The sequence below is a fragment of the Mesorhizobium sp. M1342 genome (assembly GCF_040317955.1).
GTDB lineage: Bacteria > Pseudomonadota > Alphaproteobacteria > Rhizobiales > Rhizobiaceae > Mesorhizobium.
Genome location: NZ_JAMYLI010000002.1, coordinates 207442 through 224648 on the forward strand (window position 1 = coordinate 207442; position 17207 = coordinate 224648).

Sequence of the window (17207 nt, forward strand, 5' to 3'; positions counted from 1 at the left end):
TGAAGGAAGGCCGCTGTACGCCTTTCCTGGAGTTGCGCTACAGAAATTATCCCCGGCCCAGGATCATCTCCGCTGCCCGCTGCCCGATCATCATGCTGGGGGCATTGGTGTTGCCGCCGATCAGCTTCGGCATCACGGACGCATCCGCGACCCGCAAGCCACCGATGCCGCGCACCTTGAGCGTTGCCGGGTCGACGACGGCCATCGCGTCGGTCCCCATCTTGCACGTCCCCACCGGATGATAGACGGTGAGCGCTTCGGCACGCAAATAGGCGAGGATCTCGTCATCGCTGCGAACATCCTTGCCCGGCAGCATCTCCGTCCCCCTGATCGGGTCGAACTCGGATGCGGCAAAGATTTGACGCGCGATCTTGATGCCTTCGACCAACACCCTGGCATCCTCGTCGTTCGAGAAGAAGCGATGATCGATCAGCACATCCCGCTTCGATGCCTGGCCTGACAGTTTGAGTTCGCCGACGCTTTTGGGCCTGAGCACGCAGGTGTGGATTGCGTAGCCATGGCCGTACTCCACCAGCTTGCCGCGATGGCTGCGATAGCCGGGCACGAAGTGGAACTGGATGTCGGGAATGCCGTTCGCATATTTCGTCCGGGCAAAGCCGCCGGCTTCGACATAGTTGGTGGTGAGCATGCCCTTGCGGCCGGCAAAGTACCGGAAAGGCGCAGCCAGCACGCGGGGCAAGTTGGGCAGCGACAGGCCGAGCGTCTTCGTGCTCGAGGAGCGGACCGTGATCATGCCGTCGATATGGTCCTGAAGGTTCTTGCCCACGCCCGGCAGATCGACAACCGGCTTTATGCCGATCGCCTGCAACTCGGCGGCTGCGCCGATGCCGGACGCCAGCAGGATCTTCGGTGAATTGATGGCCCCGGCCGAAAGCACGATTTCGCGGCGGGCCGACAGCGTCTTCTGCTCGCCCTTGTGCCGCACCCGTACCCCTGTCGCGCGCCCCTGGGCTATATCGAGGTCGATCACTTCGCATTCGCTGAGGATTGTGAGATTCTTGCGATCGAGCACCGGGCGCATGAAGGCGGTGAAACTGCTGAAGCGCTGGCCGCGATCCTGGGTGACATTGTAGATGCCGAGGCCGAACTGGCTTTCGGCATTGAAGTCGCTGTTGGCCGGAAGACCGGCATTGTTGCCGGCCTTGACGAACATCGACGACAGCACATTCGGATCGCGCGGCTTGTCGACCAGCAGTTCCCCGCCTGTACCGTGGTAGTGCGGGTCCTGGCCAAGCAGGTTGCGCTCGAGCTTCTTGAAGACGGGAAGCACGTCGCTGAATGCCCAGCCTGCGCAGCCGAGTCGCGACCACTCGTCATAGTCCTGCGCGGCGCCCCTGATGTAGACCATCGAGTTGATCGAACTGGAGCCGCCCAACGCCTTGCCGCGATTGACCGGAATCCTGCGGTCGTTGAGGTTGGGCTGAGGCACGCCGACATAGCAGTAGTCATAGTTCGGATTGCCGTAGAGCGAGAGGATGCCGGCAGGCACCTTGACCCGCAGGCCGCTGTCGCTGCCGCCGGCTTCGATCAGGCACACTTTGTGGGACGGGTTGGCGCTCAGGCGATTGGCAAGGACGCAACCGGCCGAGCCTGCGCCGATGACGATGTAGTCGTAGTCAAGATTTTCGGTCTGCATGGCCAGCCCCTTTGAGAATGGAGATGCCGGGGCGGCGCGCGCCCCGGCTGAGCGGCTCACTGCAGAAGCTGCGTCCAGACCTTGGTGACGAGTTCCTGCGCCGCCGGCGAGCAGGCCTGGCCCATCTTGACGGGAACGGTCGGGAACAGCTCCGGAGCGTTCTCCTTGTTGTAGAGCGCCTTGCTCTCGTCGATCTTCACCGGCGAAGAGTGGCCGTAATAATTGTACTGCGCCGTCGCGTTGTCGATCTGGGTCATGAAATCGATGAACTTCCTGGCGTTCTCGATATTGGCCGCGCCCTTCGGCACGACATAGGAATCCAGCCAGCCGACCAGACCTTCTTTCGGCATCGCGTATTCGACATTGGCCTTGTCGTTGCGGCGAAGCCTCATGGTGTTGCCGTCCCACCAGAAATGGGCGGCAACCTCGCCGCTGCCGATGCGGTTTTCGATGTTGTCGCTGGAATAGGCCGCCACGAATGGCTTCTGCGCCAGCAAGAGGTCGAGCACGCGCTTCATCTCCTGCGGGTCTTCGCTGCAATATTTGATGCCGAGATAGTTTTCCGCTGCCGGAATGACTTCGTCGGGCTGCGCCAGGCTGGCGATCTTGCCGCGCAGCTCCGCCGGTGGCTCGAAATAGGTCTTCCAGCTGTCGACCGGGCCTTTGTAGAGGTCGCGGTTGACGGTGTAGCCGGCATTGCCGAAGGCGAGCGGGATCGAATAATTGCCTGTCGCATCCCACCACGGTTTCTGCCAGTCCGGCAGGACTTGGCTGTAGGCCGCCATCGAGCTGGCGCCGAAATCCTCGAGCAGCCCGCTATCGATCATGATCTTCACGAAGTGCTGCGAAGGCGTGACGATGTCGTAGCCCGACGAGCCGGCCTGCAGCTTGGTCAGCAGGTCCTCGTTGGATGAGAAGGCGTCGACCGTGACCTTGATGCCGGTTTCCTTCTCGAATTTTGTGACCATCTCGGGCGAGATGGAATCCGCCCATGCGTAGATGGCCAGGCTGCCCTCGGCGAGAGCGGGCACGCTAAAGGCGAGGCTCATGGCACCGGCCATGGCGAGCGCTGCAATTTTGGTCGTCATGTCATTCCCCTGTTTGTTGTTCTCCAGGGGCGACGATAACAAACCGTCGGGTTCGATAAATTCGATTTGCCCGATGCCTTGATTAGGAAAAACTACGCCGCTGCTACTGCCGTCGCTGAAGCAGGAAGGCCACGGTCGCCAGCACCACCGAGACAATCATGATCAAGGTCGAGATTGCGTTGAGCTGCGGCGACACGCCCTGCTTGATCAGCGAGAAAATGTAGACCGGCAGCGTGGTGGCTCCGCCGGAATTCAACAGGTTGCTGGTGATGAAATCATCCATCGAGATGACGAAGGCGAGCATGGCGCCGGCAAAGACGCCCGGCAGGATGAGCGGCAGCGTGACGCGGCGAAAGGCGACCCAGCCGGTTGCATAGAGATCGCGGGCCGCTTCCTCCAGATCGAGGTCCATCCCTTGTAGGCGCGCGCGTATCGGCAGGAAGGCGAACGGGATGCAGAAGGTGGTGTGGGCGATCATCAGCTTCACCATTCCGTTGGCGAGCCCGATCTCGGAGAAGAGGATCAGGACGGCGACAGCAACGACGATTTCGGGCAGGAGCAGCGGCAGGTTCACCACCGCTTCGGAAATCCGGCGGAACCGGACATCGCGGCCGCGCACCAGCACCAATGCCGCCATCAACGCGACAAGCGTCGAGGCGACTGTGGCGACCGCGGCAACGAGCAGGGAGGTCTTCACCGCCGTCATCAGGTTCGCGTTGGACAAAGCGGTGGCGTACCAGTGCAATGAGAAGCCGCCCCAATTGGAGACGATCCGGTTCGCATTGAAAGAGTAGAACACCACGACGGCGATGGGCAAATAGAGATAGGCGAAGAAGATCGCGCTGAAGAGACCGAAGCCCGGATAGCGCCTGACATCATCGTCCGCGTTCATGCCGCACGCTCCAGGCCTTCGGTGCGCATCGAGCGCAGACCCTGGAAAATCAGGAAGACCATGACCGCGGCCATCAGCACGATGGCGATGGCGGCGCCGAGCGGCCAGTTGCGGGCGCCACCGAACTGCAGCTGGATGAGATTGCCCATCATCATGGTCTTGCCGCCGCCGAGCAGGGTCGGCTCCAGGACCGCGCCGAGGCTTGGAACGAACACCAGGATCGCGCCGGCGATCATGCCGGGCCGGGTGAGGGGTAGGATAACGCGGCGCAATGTGGTGAGGCGGTTGCCATAGAGATCATGCGACGCCTCGATGAGCGCAGGATCGAGCTTTTCGATCGAGGCGAAGATCGGCAGGATCATCAGCGGAATGTAGCTGTAGACGAGACCGAGCAGCATGGCGGTGTTGCCGAACAGCAGCGAGTCCATGTTGTCGACGAGGCCGAGACCGCGAAGGGTCTTTTCGACGACACCATCCTTGCCAAGGATGATGATCCAGGAATAGACGCGCACGATCATTGAAACCCAGAATGGCAGCGTGACGAGATAGATCAGCAGCACTTTGATCGCCGGCCGCTGCAGCGCGATGAAATAGGCGACCGGGAAGCTCAGAAGCAGGCAGATCGATGTTGTCACGGCCGACAGGACCAGCGTCCTGGCAACGACGATGAGATATTGCGGATTGAACTCCAGCTCGCCGGTCCAGCCTTCGTTGAACAGCAGCTGCTTGTAGGGCGCGGTGGTGAACACATATTCGAACCCGCCGTAAGGTCCGCGCGTCGAGAACGACACCACGATGATGATACCGATCGGGATGATCAGCGTCAGCAGCATGATGAGATGGGCCGGCAGCAGGCCGAGGACATTCCAGTCAGGAGTTTTTGTGGGTGCCTTCATGCGCCGAGGATCCGCACGGATTCGGCGGCAAAGCCAACTTTTACCGATTGCCCGATTTCGAACATCTGGCCGCGGCTGACGCTGTTGCGCTTGGAGATGCGCAGCTTGGTGCCGCCCGCTTCAATCAGATAGTATGTGTAGCCGCCGAGATAGTTGGTGCTCATGATCGTGCCGTCGATAGCGATCGGGTTGTCCTGGGCGGGCAGGCTGATTTTCTCCGGACGTATCGAGATGAAGGCCTTCTGCCCGGCGACCGCTTTCTTGTGAGAGGCCGTCAAGGTCATGCCGAGCTGCGTTTTCACGGTTGCCTGCTCGCCGTCCACGGCAATCACGTCAGCATCGAGGAAGTTGGTCTCGCCGATGAAATCGGCGACGAAGCGGTTCGACGGCTCCTCGTAGATCGCCGCGGGTGTGCCAAGCTGCTGGATCTCGCCATCGCCGAGAACGCAGATGCGATCCGACATGTCGAGCGCTTCTTCCTGGTCGTGGGTGACGAAGACGAAGGTGATGCCGGTCTTGCGCTGCAGGATGCGCAGTTCGTCGCGCATGGCCTGGCGCAGCTTCAGGTCGAGTGCCGAGAGCGGTTCGTCGAGCAGCAGCACTTCCGGTTCCGGCGCCAGAGCGCGGGCGAGCGCGACGCGCTGGCGCTGGCCGCCCGACAATTGCTGCGGCTTGCGCCCGGCAAAGGCCTCCATATGGACGAGACGAAGCATATCGGCGACGCGCGTATCGCGGCGGTCCTTTGACCAGCCGAGGTTTTCGAGCCCGAAGCCGATGTTCTGTTCGACGCTCATATGCGGAAACAGGGCGTAGCTCTGGAAGACGGTGTTGACCCGCCGCTTATGAGGGGGAAGTCCCTGTATGTCCGAGCCGTGCAGGAAAATCTGCCCCGCCGTCGGCCGCTCGAAACCGGCGATCATGCGCAGCAGGGTGGTCTTGCCGCAGCCGCTCGGGCCGAGCAGCGTGAAGAACTCGTTGTCGTAGATGTCGAAGGAAACAGGCTTCAGCGCCTGATAGGTGCCGAACACCTTGGAGACGCCCTTGATCTCGACGGCCTTTCGAGGTGCGCCGTTGCCGGCCTCGTCATTCATGGTCAGGCGCTCCGGTCAGGACTTTTTGCGAGCTCGGCGGTGATCGACGCCGCGCCACGAGAACGGGCGGCGTCGATCAGGTAGTTACATCTTCTCCCATTTGCCGCTGCGAACGACGAACATGTCGATGTCGATGGCCATGTTGGTCTGTCCGTTGGCATCGAACGAGACGTCTCCCAGAATGCCGTCGTGGTGGATGTCACGAATGGCCTTGCTCAGCGCTTCCTTGTCGTCGAGGCCTTTTTCCTTGATGACCTGAAGCAGGATCTGCGTCGCCTCGTAGGCATATTTCGCATAGGAGCCGGCAGGATCGGGATAAGCCTTGGTTTCATAGGCCTTGTTGAATTCCTCGAGCTTGGGGTTCGACTGGACGGCCGGAGTTCCGGCGATGGTGCCCTCGGCTGCAGCTCCCGCGATCTCGATGAATTTCGGGTCGTAGATGCCTGAAATTCCGTACATCGGCAGATTGCCCATGCCGAGGTCGGCCATCTGGCTGCGCACCAGCGCTGCTTCGGTGACGACGCCGCCGAAATAGACCGCGTCGGGCGACGCTGCCTTCGCGGTAGTCAGCATAGCGCGGAAATCGGTCGTGCCGACAGCCGCGGCATCCGAAGAAACGACCTCGCCGCCGGCCGCCTTGAAGAAATCGCCGAACCATTTGGTGTTGGCCGCACCGTAGTCGGTCGTGTCGGAGATGATGGCGATCTTCTTGATCTTGCCTTGCTTGGCGATGGCTTCGGCCAGCGGCTTGTTCTCGTTGACCAGCGTCGGCGTCACGCGGGTCACGTTCGGGAAGTTCTGTTCGGTGATCTTCGGGCTGACCGCGCCCCAGACGATGAACGGCATCTGCGAGCGGTTGAAGACCGGGATCGTCGCCAGCGCGACCGAGCTGTTCCAATGCCCCGTTGCCGCGACCACCGCGGGATCGTTGACCAGCTTCTGCGCCGCCGAAACGCCGACGGCCGGATCGGAGGCGTCATCGAGCACGACGCCTTCCACCTGGTGCGGATAGCCGCTGGCATTGGCCTGCTCGATGGCGAGCAGGAAGCCGTTGCGGGCGCCGAGGCCCTGCTGGGCGTTGCCGCCGGAGAGCGGCCCGATGAAGCCGAGCTTGATCTGGTCGGCCTGCGCCTGGGCGGCGCCCAGGGCGATGGCAAACAGAGAGCCGGCCAGAATTGACGATACGCGGATAAGCGCACTGCGCCTGTTTTGCATGGTTCCACCTCAAACAGAATTATCTGCCGCCGTCGTAGCGACCCGGCCGATCGTGATCGTCGGCTGATCATCAGTGTACGGGCGCGTATTCAGTGACGAAATTCGGAAATTGTGACTCGTGAGTTCGGAGATTCGTTCTGTCCGCCCGGGATGGCGGTTGATACCTGTCGGCTTCAATCGAGAGACGGACCGCATGGCGGAACTGCTTGTCCAGCAACTGGTGAACTGGATAACCCTTGGCTGCATCTATGCCTTGCTGGCGATCGGATTCAGCCTGATCTTCGGTGTCTTGAACGTCATTCATTTCTCGCATGGCGATGTCGCGATGACGGCGCCGTTCATCACGCTGGCGCTTGCCCAGGCGTTGGCGACCGCTCTTGGCGCCTCGGGGCCCGCCTGGCTGGTGCTTGCGGTTCCGGTCGCCGTGCTCGCCGTCGGTTTGATCGGCGTCCTGCTCGACAAGGTGGTCATCAGGCGCTTCCGCGATGCGCCCGCCATGATGGCGCTGGTGGCGACGGTGGCGCTCGGCATCGTCATCCGCGAGCTGATCCGCCATCTCTATCCGCAGGGATCGAACCCGCATGCCTTCCCGCGCCTGGTGTCGGGCATGGCTTTCGAAATCTCCGGTGTTGCCATCAGTTGGTTCGCGCTGCTGGTGGTGGTGCTGACCGTCGCGCTGGTTGCCATGCTGTTTGTCTTCCTGCGCATGACCCCGCTCGGACTGCGCATCCGGGCGGCCTCGGAGGACCGGGTTGTAGCGCGCATGATGGGCATCCGCGATGCACGCGTCTTCCGTGCGACATTCTTCATTGCCTCGGCTATCGGCGCCATCGCCGGACTTCTGTTCGCAAGCTATGCCGGCGTGACACGGTTCGACTTCGGCGTCATGGCCGGCCTGCTCGGCTTTTCCGCCGCGGTGATCGGCGGCCTCGGCTCGATGCCGGGCGCCATATTGGGCGGACTGATCATTGCCGGCATCGAAGTGCTGGCGCAGACATTCGTGCCGGACGGCGCTTCCTACCGGCTGGTCTTCGTCTTCCTGCTGGTCATCGCCGTGCTCATCTTCCGCCCCGCCGGCCTGCTTGGGCGCACCGTCATGGAGAAAGTCTAGCATGCAGGGTCGTGCTTCACCCGACGTGCCGGGCATAGCCGCGGCCACGGTCTTCGCCATCGCCTCGCAAATCATCGGGGCAGCGTTCCTGTACCTCATCCTCAGAGTCGACGGCGGCTGGCAGGTGGTCGGCCTGCTGGCCTTGCTCGGCCTCGGTTTCTATCTGCTGGAGAGGCTGCCGTGGATCGCCGACTATGCGTTGGCGAGCTTTGCCCGGGTTCCGCTCGTGGCGATGATCACTGCGGCGGTCATCGTCCTGGCCTTTCCGTTCTTCGTCGGTTCGAACACCTATATCCTTCATCTGCTGATCGTCGCCGAGCTCTATGCCGTGCTGGCGCTGGCGCTCAATTTCCAGCTCGGCAGCGCCAACATCCCGAACTTCGCCACCGGCGCTTCCTACGGCATCGGCGCCTACGTGTCGGCGCTGCTGGCGATCAATTTCGGCGTCAGCTTCTGGCTGACGCTGCCGGTCGCGGCGCTGGCCGCGACCTTGTTCGGTTTCATCATCGGCATCCCGTCGATGCGCACGCGCGACACTTATCTGGCGCTTGTCACCATCGCCTTCGGTGTCGTGGTCCAGCAATTGCTAAACAATTTCAGTTGGACCGGCGGACCGAACGGACTGGTCGGCATTCCGGCGCCCAGCCTGTTCGGCCATTCCTTTGCCGATCCGCTGGTGATCTTCGGCTGGAAGCTGCCGAGCCAGGCGAACTTCTATTATCTGTCGGCTGCATTGGTCGTCGTCGCCATCGTCACCGCGCACCGGCTGCACGGCTCGCGCATCGGGTTGGCCTGGAACGCGCTGCGCGCCGACGAGATCGCCGCCAAGGCGCAAGGCATCAACGTGGCGTGGTTCAAGGTGCTGGCCTTCGCGGTCGATGCCTTTCTCGCCGCTTTTGCCGGCACGATCTACGCCTTCTACGTGTCCTACATTTCTCCCGACAATTTCACCTTCCTGGTCTCCGTCACCATCATGACCATGGTCATCGTCGGCGGCATGGACAATATTTTCGGTGTCATCGTCGGTGCGTTCCTGCTGACCATCCTGCCGGAGAAATTGCGCGCGTTCGCCGACTACCGCCTGCTGTTCTTCGGCGTCGTCATCATCGGCTTCCTGATGATCCGGCCGCAAGGCCTGTTCCCGCAACGCATGCGGCGCTACGGAGGCGAGCCGTGAGCGCGCTTCTCAAGGTCGAGAATTTGACGATGCGCTTCGGCGGCCTGGTCGCGCTCAACGATGTCAGCCTGTCGATCGACAAGGGCGCGGTGCTCGCCGTCATTGGCCCGAATGGCGCCGGCAAGTCGACGCTGTTCAATGTCGTGACCGGCGTCTACCGGCCGACCTCCGGTCGCGTGACCTTCGACGGCGCCGAGATCACCGGCCGCCCGTCCTACGAAGTTGTCGACCGCGGCATCGCCCGCACATTCCAGTCGTCGCGACTGTTCTCCGACCTCAGCGTCCTCGACAATGTGATCATCGGCATGCACACCCGCACCAGGACCGGCGTGCTGACCGCGCTGTTTAGGCCTGGCGCATCGCGCCGCGAGATGGCGGCCTGCGTGGAAAAGGCCGAAACCCTGCTCAAGCTCGGCTCCGGCGACCTGTTCGAACAACGCTACCGGCCAGCGGGCACGCTGGCCCAAGCCGACAGGCGGCGGCTGGAAATTGCCCGCGCGCTCGCATCGCAGCCCAAGCTCTTGCTGCTCGACGAACCTTCGGTCGGCATGGACGACACGGAAACCGACGCACTGGTGGCCGACATCACGCGGCTGCGCGTACAAAACCCTGCTCTGTCGGTGGTCCTGATCGAGCACGACATGCGGGTGGTCGAAGCGTTCCCGCAGCATGTCACCTGCATCGACTATGGCAGCAAGATCGCCGAGGGCGACTTCGCGGCGGTGCGCGCCGACCCGCGCGTCCAGGAAGCCTATCTCGGGAAGGCGGTCGCCCATGCTTGAGCTCAGGGATGTCGATACTTCCTATGGCGCGGTGCCGATGCTGCGCGGCGTGGCGATGAGCGTGCGTCCCGGCGAACTGGTCTGCCTGCTGGGGCCGAACGGCGCCGGCAAGACGACAACCTTCATGACCGTCTGCGGCGTCGTGCGGGCGCAGCGCGGCAAGGTCGAGGTGATGGGCAGGGACATGGCGACGCTCGGCACGGAAAACCTCGCGTCGCTCGGCGTCGGCCTCGTTCCCGAAGGGCGCCGGCTGTTCCCCGGCCTGACCGTGATGGAGAATTTGCGCCTGGGCTATGACGCGGTATCGGGCAGGGGACCCAATTTCGCGGTGCAACTGGACAAGATGTGCAAGCTGTTTCCGCGCATCCATGAGCGTTTGCGCCAAGTCGCCGGCACGCTGTCCGGCGGCGAACAGGCGATGGTGGCGCTGGCGCGCGCCCTGATCGGCGAACCCAGACTGGTGATCATGGACGAGCCGTCGCTCGGTCTCTCGCCAAAACTCATCGGCGAGTATTTCGAGATCACAAGGGAGATCCATCGCCAAGGCACGACCATCCTGTTGATCGAACAGAATGCCGAAATGGGGCTGGGCATCGCCGATCGCGGCTATGTGCTGGTCAAGGGTAAGGTCGCCCAGGAGGGGCCGGCAAAGGAGTTGCTCTCGTCCAAGGCGGCCAGAAGCCTTTATCTCTGAGCCGTCCGTTTCTTCTGTCTCGACAGTGATGATCCACGCCCCGCGCTCCACATCTTCGGCCATGCTTTCCGGCATTTAGGGACAAGCTAACCACTGCCACATGAAATCATAATTTTCGCTGCCCGGTGCCTCCAGTAAACCAACGATCAGATCTCCGCCGCATCCGCAGACACTCCCGGGGAGAGCCAGAAAGGGCCGCTGAAATGCCAGTCGAAACGGTAGACACGCTTGTTGTTGGCGGCGGCCAGGCGGGGCTGGCCATGAGCGAGCATCTGAGCAAGTGCGGGGTGCCGCATCTCGTGCTCGAGCGGAGCCGCATCGCCGAACGCTGGCGTACCGAAAGATGGGACTCGCTGGTTGCCAATGGTCCCGCCTGGCATGATCGTTTTCCCGGCATGGAATTTCCGGACGCCGGTCCCGACGCCTTTGTCGGCAAGGAGAAGGTCGCCGACTATTTTGTCGCTTACGCCGGCATGATCGCTGCCCCCATCCGCTGCGGCGTGGAGGTCAGGAGCGTGGAAAGGCTTGTCGGCCGTCCCGGCTTCCGGGTCGAAACCTCGGATGGCGTGATCGAGGCCAGGAGCGTGGTTGCCGCTACCGGGGCTTTCCAGCATCCGGTCATTCCGGCGGTTGTCCCCGGGGATGCCGGAGCGATGCAGATCCATTCCAGCGCCTATCGCAATCCGGGCCAGTTGCCCGAAGGTGCGGTGCTGGTGGTCGGCTCCGGGTCCTCGGGGGTGCAGATCGCAGACGAACTCCAGCGCGCGGGACGGCGCGTCTACCTCTCGGTCGGGCCGCATGATCGGCCGCCGCGGGCCTATCGCGAGCGTGACTTCTGCTGGTGGCTGGGGGTTTTGGGCAAATGGGACGCCCAAGCGCCGGCGCCTGGCACCGAACACGTCACCATCGCGGTGAGCGGCGCGCGGGGCGGCCAGACGATCGACTTCCGGCGTCTTGCCGCGCAAGGGATGACGCTGGTTGGCCGGACGGAATCCTATAAGGAAGGGGTCATGACCTTCGCTCCGGATCTGGCTAAAAATATCGCGCGCGGCGATGCGAACTACATGTCGGTGCTGGACGAGGCCGACGCCTATGTCGCTCGCAACGGCCTCGACCTTCCCGAGGAGCCCGCGGCCCGCGAGATCGGACCGGACCCTCGATGCATGACTGATCCCATTCTCGAGCTGAACCTGGCGGAAGCCGGGATAGGTTCGATCATCTGGGCAACGGGATTCACCGTCGATTACAACTGGCTGAAAGTCGATGTGTTTGATGAAAAGGGCAAGCCGAAGCACCAGCGCGGCGTGTCGACCGAGCCGGGGATCTATTTCCTGGGCCTGCCGTGGCAATCGCGGCGGGGGTCGAGCTTCATCTGGGGCGTCTGGCACGACGCACAGCATGTGGCAGACCATATCTCCACGCAGCGCAAGTACCTGGCCTACCATGCGTCCGCAAAGCGCAAGACCAGGGTAGCATAGAAACGGACGTCCCGACCTCGAGCCTGACTGAGGGAGACCAAGATGGCGCATACAAGAATTCGCAAGTTCAACACCAAGGACACCTATCCCGAGCAGAAACTCGACAATGATCTGTGCCAGGCGGTCGTTACGCGGGGCGGCAGGACCGTCTACCTGCGCGGCCAGTGTCCGCAGGATCTCGACACGGCCAAGAATATCGACAGCCATGATCCGGTCGAGCAGACGCACAAGGTCATGCAGAACATCCGCCAGCTGATCGAGGAGTGCGGCGGCACCATGGAGCACCTGGTCAAGGTGGTGGTCTACATCACCGATGTGCGCCATCGCGAGGCCGTCTACCGCACCATGGGCGAGTACATCAAAGGCGTGCATCCCGTCTCGACCGGCCTTGTCGTGCAGGCCTTGGCGCGGCCGGACTGGCTGGTCGAGATCGACGGCACCGCAGTTATCCCGGACTGACGGCGATGACCTTTTCCATTGTCGCGCGGTGCAGCCACACCGGCATGTTCGGAGTCGCAGTATCCTCCTCGTCGCCTGCTGTCGCCGCGCGCTGCGCCTATGCGCAGGCAGGCGTCGGCGCCATTGCCAGCCAGAACGTCACCGATCCGATGCTGGGGCTGCGAGGCCTCGAATTGCTGGCGCGCGGCGCTTCGGCCGCCGAGGCGATTGCCATATTGAAGCGCACCGGCGCTTATCCCGAATACCGGCAGGTGCTGGCTGTCGATGCCGCCGGAAAGACCGCGATCCATTCGGGTCCCAAGGCGCTTGGCATCTGGGCGGAGGCGCGTGCGGACAATGTCGCCTGCGGCGGCAACATGCTGGCCCATGACGGCGTGCCGCAAGCCATGGTCGACGCCTTCCTGGCCTCGGAAGGGCATCTAGGCGACCGCCTCATCGCGACCATGCGCGCCGCGCTGAAAGCGGGCGGCGAGGCTGGTCCTGTCCATTCCGCCGGCATGAAGCTGGTGCGCGAGGTTGCGTGGCCGGTCGCCGATTTGCGCTGTGACTGGACCGATGACTGCCCGATCGAGCAGCTGGCGACGCTGTGGGAACTCTACAAGCCGCAGCTCAATGCCTATGTGACCCGCGCCATAAACCCATCCGATGCGCCGAGCTACGGCGTGCCGGGCGACGAATAGTCAAGACAGGGTCACCTGCGATGAGCGAACTCAGCCACAAGGACTGGATCGGCAAGGCGTCCGCGATCCGTTTTCGCGACAAGGCGTTCATCGACGGCAAGACGGTTGCGGCGCGTTCGGGCCGGACCTTCGCCAGCGTCAATCCGGCAACTGGCGAGGTGCTGGCCGAAGTGGCGTCCTGCGGTGAGGAAGACATCGATCTGGCGGTTGCCGCAGCGCGGCGCAGCTTCAACACCGGCGTCTGGTCGCGGACCAGCTCGGCGCACCGTAAGGAGGTTCTGCTGCGGCTGGCGCAATTGCTGCGCGAAAACCTGCATGAACTGGCTCTGCTGGAATCGCTCGACATGGGCAAACTGGTCAGGGATGCGGCCGCGGTCGACGTCCCCGGCTCGGCAGCGATCTTTCAATGGTATGGCGAGGCCATCGACAAGATCTATGGCGAAGTGGCGCCGACCGGCGAAGGTGATCTGGTGCTGGTGCGGCGCGAACCGCTTGGCGTGGTCGGCGCGGTGGTGCCTTGGAATTTCCCGCTCGATATGGCGACGTGGAAATGCGCGCCGGCACTGGCGGCAGGCAATTCGGTGGTGCTCAAACCCGCCGAGCAGTCGCCTTTGTCGGCCCTGCTTCTGGCGGAACTGGCAATGGAAGCGGGCCTGCCTGCAGGCGTGCTCAATGTCGTGCCCGGCCTTGGCGAAACCGCCGGCCAGGCGCTTGGCCGCCATATGGATGTGGATTGCCTCGCCTTCACCGGTTCGACCGCCGTGGGCAAGATGTTCCTGCAGTATTCCGGCCAGTCGAACATGAAGCAGGTCTGGCTGGAGACCGGTGGCAAGAGCCCGAACCTCATCTTTGCCGATTGCGGCGATCTCGACGCTGCAGCCGACATGGCGGCCTTCGGCATCTTCTTCAACCAGGGCGAGGTCTGTTCCGCCAATTCACGCCTGCTCGTCCAGCGCGGCATCAAGGATGCTCTGGTGGAGAAACTGGTGCAACGTGCGGCGGTCACGCAGCCCGGCGATCCGCTCGATCCGGCTTCGAAAATGGGCGCGATGGTCGATAGTCGCCACGCCGCCAACGTCATGCGCTTCGTCGAGGCCGGCAAGAAAACCGCGCGCCTGGTCGCGGGCGGCGACCTGGTCACGGTCAACGGGCGCGGCAGCTTTGTCCAGCCGACCATCTTCGACGATGTCGCGCCTGCCGATCCGATTGCCCGCGACGAGATCTTCGGGCCGGTGCTTTCGGTCATCGCCTTCGACGACGAGGCCGACGCGATCCGTATCGCCAATGACAGCCCATACGGGCTGGCCGCATCGCTGTGGACCGACAGCCTGTCGCGCGCGCACCGCATCGCCGGCCGGCTGCATGCCGGCACGGTTTCCGTCAACACGGTCGATGCGCTGAGCCCGATGACGCCGTTCGGCGGCTTCAAGCAATCAGGCTTCGGCCGCGACCTGTCGCTGCATGCGCTCGACAAATACACCGCGCTCAAAACGACGTGGATCAAATACTGATGGGCGCCTAAAGCGCATCGCGATTGAACGGATTCAAGCGATGCGCTTTAGGCCTTTGCTCTATGCATGTCGTTTGCGCAAAACCGGGGCCACTTTTGCGCGACATGCATTAGGCTTGATCGAAGCCCTCAAACCGGCAACATAGCCAGCCATGCCGCTACGCTTCACGCTCAGACAGTTGGAATATTTCGTCGCCGTGGGCGAAGCCGGCTCCATCGCCAAGGCGGCCGAACAGGTCAATGTCTCGCCGCCCTCGATTTCGGCGTCCATTGCGCAGCTGGAAACCGAGTTCGGCGTCCAGCTCTTTGTCCGCAAGCATTCGCACGGCCTGTCGCTGACAGCCGGCGGCCGCATCTTCCTCAAGGAAGCCGCAAGGCTGCTCAACGACGCCGATGCCTTGCATGACGTCGCCGGCGATTTTGCCGAAAAGGTGCGCGGCCCGCTGGCCGTGGGATGCCTGCTGACCTTCGCGCAGATCGTCCTGCCGGCGCTGCGCATGCGGTTCGAGCGTGCCTATCCCGATGTGCGCGTGCGCCAGTTCGAGCGCAATCAGGGGCAATTGCTTGAGATGCTGCAGCGCGGCGAAATCGACCTTGCCCTGACCTACGATCTCGAACTGTCGCAGGACATGACCTTCGAGCCGCTGATGCTGGTGCCGGCCTATGTGATGCTGCCGGCGGGGCATCGCTTCGCGGCAAAGGCGTCGATCACGACGGAGGAATTGGCCGATGAGCCGATGGTGCTGCTCGACCTGCCGTTCAGCCGCGAATATTTCCTTTCGGCATTCCACCAGCGCGGGATCCGCCCCAACATTGCCGAGCGCACCGGCGACATCGCCGTCATGCGTTCCATGGTGGCCAACGGCTTCGGCTACGGCATCGCCAATATGCGGCCGCTCAACACGCTGGCGCCGGACGGCAAGCCGCTGGTCTTCGTGCCGTTGGACGGCGATCTGCGGCCGCTGACCATGGGCGTCGCCTTGCCCAGTTCCGAACACCGCACGCAAACCGTCCAGGCGTTCATCGACCACTGCCGGCATTTCGTCGTCGAGCAAGGCGTGTTCGGCGCCGAGCGGGCTGTCGGCCAGGCAGCACTTCTACAGAAGTAGCCCCGGTTAAGCCAACTGCTGGTCGGCAAGCCGCTGCAGCAATTTTTCCAGCATGCCGTCGCAGCGGCGCATCTGCTCGACGCTGACGAACTCATCCGGCTTGTGTCCTTGCGCCATCGATCCCGGTCCGCACACGACCGTCGGCGTGCCGAGATCGCGGCTGAACAGGCCGCCCTCCGTACCGTAGGCAACCTTGATGGTGTTGTTGGCGCCGGTCAGCGATTTGATGAAAGCGACGGCTTGCGAACTGGCCGGCGTGTCCAGGCCGGGATAGGTGTTGGTGATGTCTATGTCGATCGCCGCCTCGGGGGCGGTGGCCGAGGCTTCGGATGCAATATGAGCAGCCTCCTTGCGCAGACGGTCGAGAATCTCGTGCGGATCGTCGGCCGCGACATTGCGGATCTCGAAGTCGACCTGGCAGAGGTTCGGCACGATGTTCAGCGCCACGCCGGCGTTGATCTTGCCGACATGGACGGTCGTGTAGGCAATGTCGTAGTCGCCGTCGCGGGCGCCATCGCGCACCAGCCGATCCTGCTCGCGGCGCAAGGCGGCGACGAAGTCGCAGCCGAGATGGATAGCATTGAGCGCCAACGGGGCCAGCGCCGAATGGCCTTCGCGGCCTTTGCAGAGCGCGCGTGCGGCAAGCTTGCCCTTGTGGCCCGTCGCCACCTGCATGTCGGTGGGCTCGCCGACGATGCACAGCAAGTGCCGCTGCGGGGCTGCTTGCAGCATGTCGATCAGGCTGCGCACACCAATGCAGCCGATCTCCTCGTCGTAGGAGAGTGCCAAATGCAGCGGCGTGCGCAGCGTCATTTTTGAGGCTTTAAGGCACGCCGCGAGCGCGCAGGCCACAAAACCCTTCATGTCGGCTGTGCCACGTCCGTAAAGCTTGCCGTCTCGGCTCGTCATCTCGAAGGGCGGTAGCGTCCAGGCTTGGCCGTCGACGGGGATGACGTCGGTGTGACCGGACAGCATGATGCCGGAAGCGTCGGCCGGTCCGATGGTGGCAAAGAGGTTGGCCTTGTGGCCGTCCTCGCTGTGGATGATCTGGCTGGCAATGCCATGCGCGTCCAGCAGCTCCGCCACGTAGCCGACGAGGGCGAGGTTCGAATCGCGGCTCACCGTCGGGAATGCGATGAGCTTTTCAAGGATCTGGATGCTGTCCATGCGTCTTGTGTCTCATTGGCCGTCGGCACTTCTAGCATCGCGCGGCCGCGGCCTTGAAGTCGCATTTGGCTCAGCCGGGATTCAGCGGATGCTAATCCCGGCGGGCGATTAGGCGCGTCCTAACCGGCACAGAAGAAATCTGTTGTTTCCCGGCGCTTGTCGCAATTTATGGATGGTCTCAAGGCATCAACCCACTGGGCT

16 protein-coding genes are annotated in these 17207 nt (G+C 63.0%); 9 read left to right on the forward strand and 7 right to left on the reverse strand.

Annotated elements, in window-relative coordinates; all coding sequences use genetic code 11:
• Nucleotides 1-46 precede the first annotated feature (46 nt).
• From NKH06_RS02675 to NKH06_RS02700, 6 genes are all read right to left on the reverse strand, one after another.
• The gene (locus NKH06_RS02675) at nt 47-1657 is read right to left on the reverse strand and encodes a GMC family oxidoreductase (protein WP_352551546.1); all 1611 of its coding nucleotides are present in this window, start codon (nt 1655-1657) and stop codon (nt 47-49) included.
• 56 nt (nt 1658-1713) lie between these two features.
• On the reverse strand, nt 1714-2745 hold the full coding sequence (locus NKH06_RS02680) for an extracellular solute-binding protein (RefSeq protein ID WP_352892129.1): 1032 nt from the start codon (nt 2743-2745) through the stop codon (nt 1714-1716).
• A 103-nt stretch (nt 2746-2848) separates the two neighbouring features.
• Complete coding sequence (locus tag NKH06_RS02685) at nt 2849-3637, reverse strand: ABC transporter permease (protein WP_128303911.1); 789 nt, start codon at nt 3635-3637, stop codon at nt 2849-2851.
• On the reverse strand, nt 3634-4533 hold the full coding sequence (locus tag NKH06_RS02690) for an ABC transporter permease (protein ID WP_031212568.1): 900 nt from the start codon (nt 4531-4533) through the stop codon (nt 3634-3636). The genes NKH06_RS02685 and NKH06_RS02690 overlap by 4 nt, the downstream gene beginning before the upstream one ends.
• Nucleotides 4530-5624 (reverse strand): ABC transporter ATP-binding protein, encoded by a 1095-nt coding sequence (locus tag NKH06_RS02695; RefSeq protein ID WP_352721134.1) that lies wholly within the window; start codon nt 5622-5624, stop codon nt 4530-4532. The genes NKH06_RS02690 and NKH06_RS02695 overlap by 4 nt, the downstream gene beginning before the upstream one ends.
• 84 nt (nt 5625-5708) lie before the next feature.
• Nucleotides 5709-6839: a branched-chain amino acid ABC transporter substrate-binding protein gene (locus NKH06_RS02700; protein ID WP_127271535.1), complete on the reverse strand. Its 1131-nt coding sequence runs from the start codon at nt 6837-6839 to the stop codon at nt 5709-5711.
• Between the two features lie 193 nt (nt 6840-7032).
• On the opposite strand from NKH06_RS02700, the gene NKH06_RS02705 reads away from it, so the two are divergent.
• From NKH06_RS02705 to NKH06_RS02745, 9 genes are all read left to right on the forward strand, one after another.
• On the forward strand, nt 7033-7950 hold the full coding sequence (locus NKH06_RS02705; protein WP_023809431.1) for a branched-chain amino acid ABC transporter permease: 918 nt from the start codon (nt 7033-7035) through the stop codon (nt 7948-7950).
• 1 nt (nt 7951) lies between these two features.
• Nucleotides 7952-9127: a branched-chain amino acid ABC transporter permease gene (locus tag NKH06_RS02710; RefSeq protein WP_023809430.1), complete on the forward strand. Its 1176-nt coding sequence runs from the start codon at nt 7952-7954 to the stop codon at nt 9125-9127.
• Nucleotides 9124-9909 carry an ABC transporter ATP-binding protein gene (locus NKH06_RS02715; RefSeq protein WP_236382713.1) on the forward strand — a complete coding sequence of 262 codons (786 nt, stop codon included), beginning with the start codon at nt 9124-9126 and terminating at the stop codon, nt 9907-9909. The genes NKH06_RS02710 and NKH06_RS02715 overlap by 4 nt, the downstream gene beginning before the upstream one ends.
• The gene (locus NKH06_RS02720) at nt 9902-10603 is read left to right on the forward strand and encodes an ABC transporter ATP-binding protein (RefSeq protein WP_127292339.1); all 702 of its coding nucleotides are present in this window, start codon (nt 9902-9904) and stop codon (nt 10601-10603) included. Before NKH06_RS02715 ends, NKH06_RS02720 begins: the two co-directional genes overlap by 8 nt.
• Before the next feature lie 203 nt (nt 10604-10806).
• Complete coding sequence (locus NKH06_RS02725) at nt 10807-12081, forward strand: flavin-containing monooxygenase (RefSeq protein WP_352441986.1); 1275 nt, start codon at nt 10807-10809, stop codon at nt 12079-12081.
• Nucleotides 12082-12123: 42 nt separating this feature from the next.
• Nucleotides 12124-12540, forward strand: coding sequence for a RidA family protein (locus NKH06_RS02730; RefSeq protein WP_023809426.1), 417 nt, complete (start codon nt 12124-12126; stop codon nt 12538-12540).
• 5 nt (nt 12541-12545) lie between these two features.
• Nucleotides 12546-13220, forward strand: coding sequence for a DUF1028 domain-containing protein (locus NKH06_RS02735; protein WP_352441987.1), 675 nt, complete (start codon nt 12546-12548; stop codon nt 13218-13220).
• Between the two features lie 20 nt (nt 13221-13240).
• Nucleotides 13241-14731 carry an aldehyde dehydrogenase gene (locus NKH06_RS02740; protein ID WP_352441988.1) on the forward strand — a complete coding sequence of 497 codons (1491 nt, stop codon included), beginning with the start codon at nt 13241-13243 and terminating at the stop codon, nt 14729-14731.
• A 151-nt stretch (nt 14732-14882) separates the two neighbouring features.
• Nucleotides 14883-15839 carry a LysR family transcriptional regulator gene (locus NKH06_RS02745; RefSeq protein ID WP_352441989.1) on the forward strand — a complete coding sequence of 319 codons (957 nt, stop codon included), beginning with the start codon at nt 14883-14885 and terminating at the stop codon, nt 15837-15839.
• A gap of 6 nt (nt 15840-15845) precedes the next feature.
• On the opposite strand, the gene argE is transcribed toward NKH06_RS02745, so the two are convergent.
• Entirely contained in the window at nt 15846-17006 is a 1161-nt protein-coding gene (argE, locus tag NKH06_RS02750; RefSeq protein ID WP_352441990.1) for an acetylornithine deacetylase, read from the reverse strand.
• Nucleotides 17007-17207 lie beyond the last annotated feature (201 nt).

Coding starts and splice junctions, on each gene's coding strand:
- NKH06_RS02735 (WP_352441987.1), top strand. CDS start 12,546: ATGACCTTTTCCATTGTCGCGCGGTGCAGCCACACCGGCATGTTCGGA.
- NKH06_RS02725 (WP_352441986.1), top strand. CDS start 10,807: ATGCCAGTCGAAACGGTAGACACGCTTGTTGTTGGCGGCGGCCAGGCG.
- NKH06_RS02740 (WP_352441988.1), top strand. CDS start 13,241: ATGAGCGAACTCAGCCACAAGGACTGGATCGGCAAGGCGTCCGCGATC.
- NKH06_RS02695 (WP_352721134.1), bottom strand. CDS start 5,624: ATGAATGACGAGGCCGGCAACGGCGCACCTCGAAAGGCCGTCGAGATC.
- NKH06_RS02675 (WP_352551546.1), bottom strand. CDS start 1,657: ATGCAGACCGAAAATCTTGACTACGACTACATCGTCATCGGCGCAGGC.
- NKH06_RS02730 (WP_023809426.1), top strand. CDS start 12,124: ATGGCGCATACAAGAATTCGCAAGTTCAACACCAAGGACACCTATCCC.
- NKH06_RS02710 (WP_023809430.1), top strand. CDS start 7,952: ATGCAGGGTCGTGCTTCACCCGACGTGCCGGGCATAGCCGCGGCCACG.
- argE (WP_352441990.1), bottom strand. CDS start 17,006: ATGGACAGCATCCAGATCCTTGAAAAGCTCATCGCATTCCCGACGGTG.
- NKH06_RS02745 (WP_352441989.1), top strand. CDS start 14,883: ATGCCGCTACGCTTCACGCTCAGACAGTTGGAATATTTCGTCGCCGTG.
- NKH06_RS02705 (WP_023809431.1), top strand. CDS start 7,033: ATGGCGGAACTGCTTGTCCAGCAACTGGTGAACTGGATAACCCTTGGC.
- NKH06_RS02685 (WP_128303911.1), bottom strand. CDS start 3,637: ATGAACGCGGACGATGATGTCAGGCGCTATCCGGGCTTCGGTCTCTTC.
- NKH06_RS02700 (WP_127271535.1), bottom strand. CDS start 6,839: ATGCAAAACAGGCGCAGTGCGCTTATCCGCGTATCGTCAATTCTGGCC.
- NKH06_RS02680 (WP_352892129.1), bottom strand. CDS start 2,745: ATGACGACCAAAATTGCAGCGCTCGCCATGGCCGGTGCCATGAGCCTC.
- NKH06_RS02690 (WP_031212568.1), bottom strand. CDS start 4,533: ATGAAGGCACCCACAAAAACTCCTGACTGGAATGTCCTCGGCCTGCTG.
- NKH06_RS02720 (WP_127292339.1), top strand. CDS start 9,902: ATGCTTGAGCTCAGGGATGTCGATACTTCCTATGGCGCGGTGCCGATG.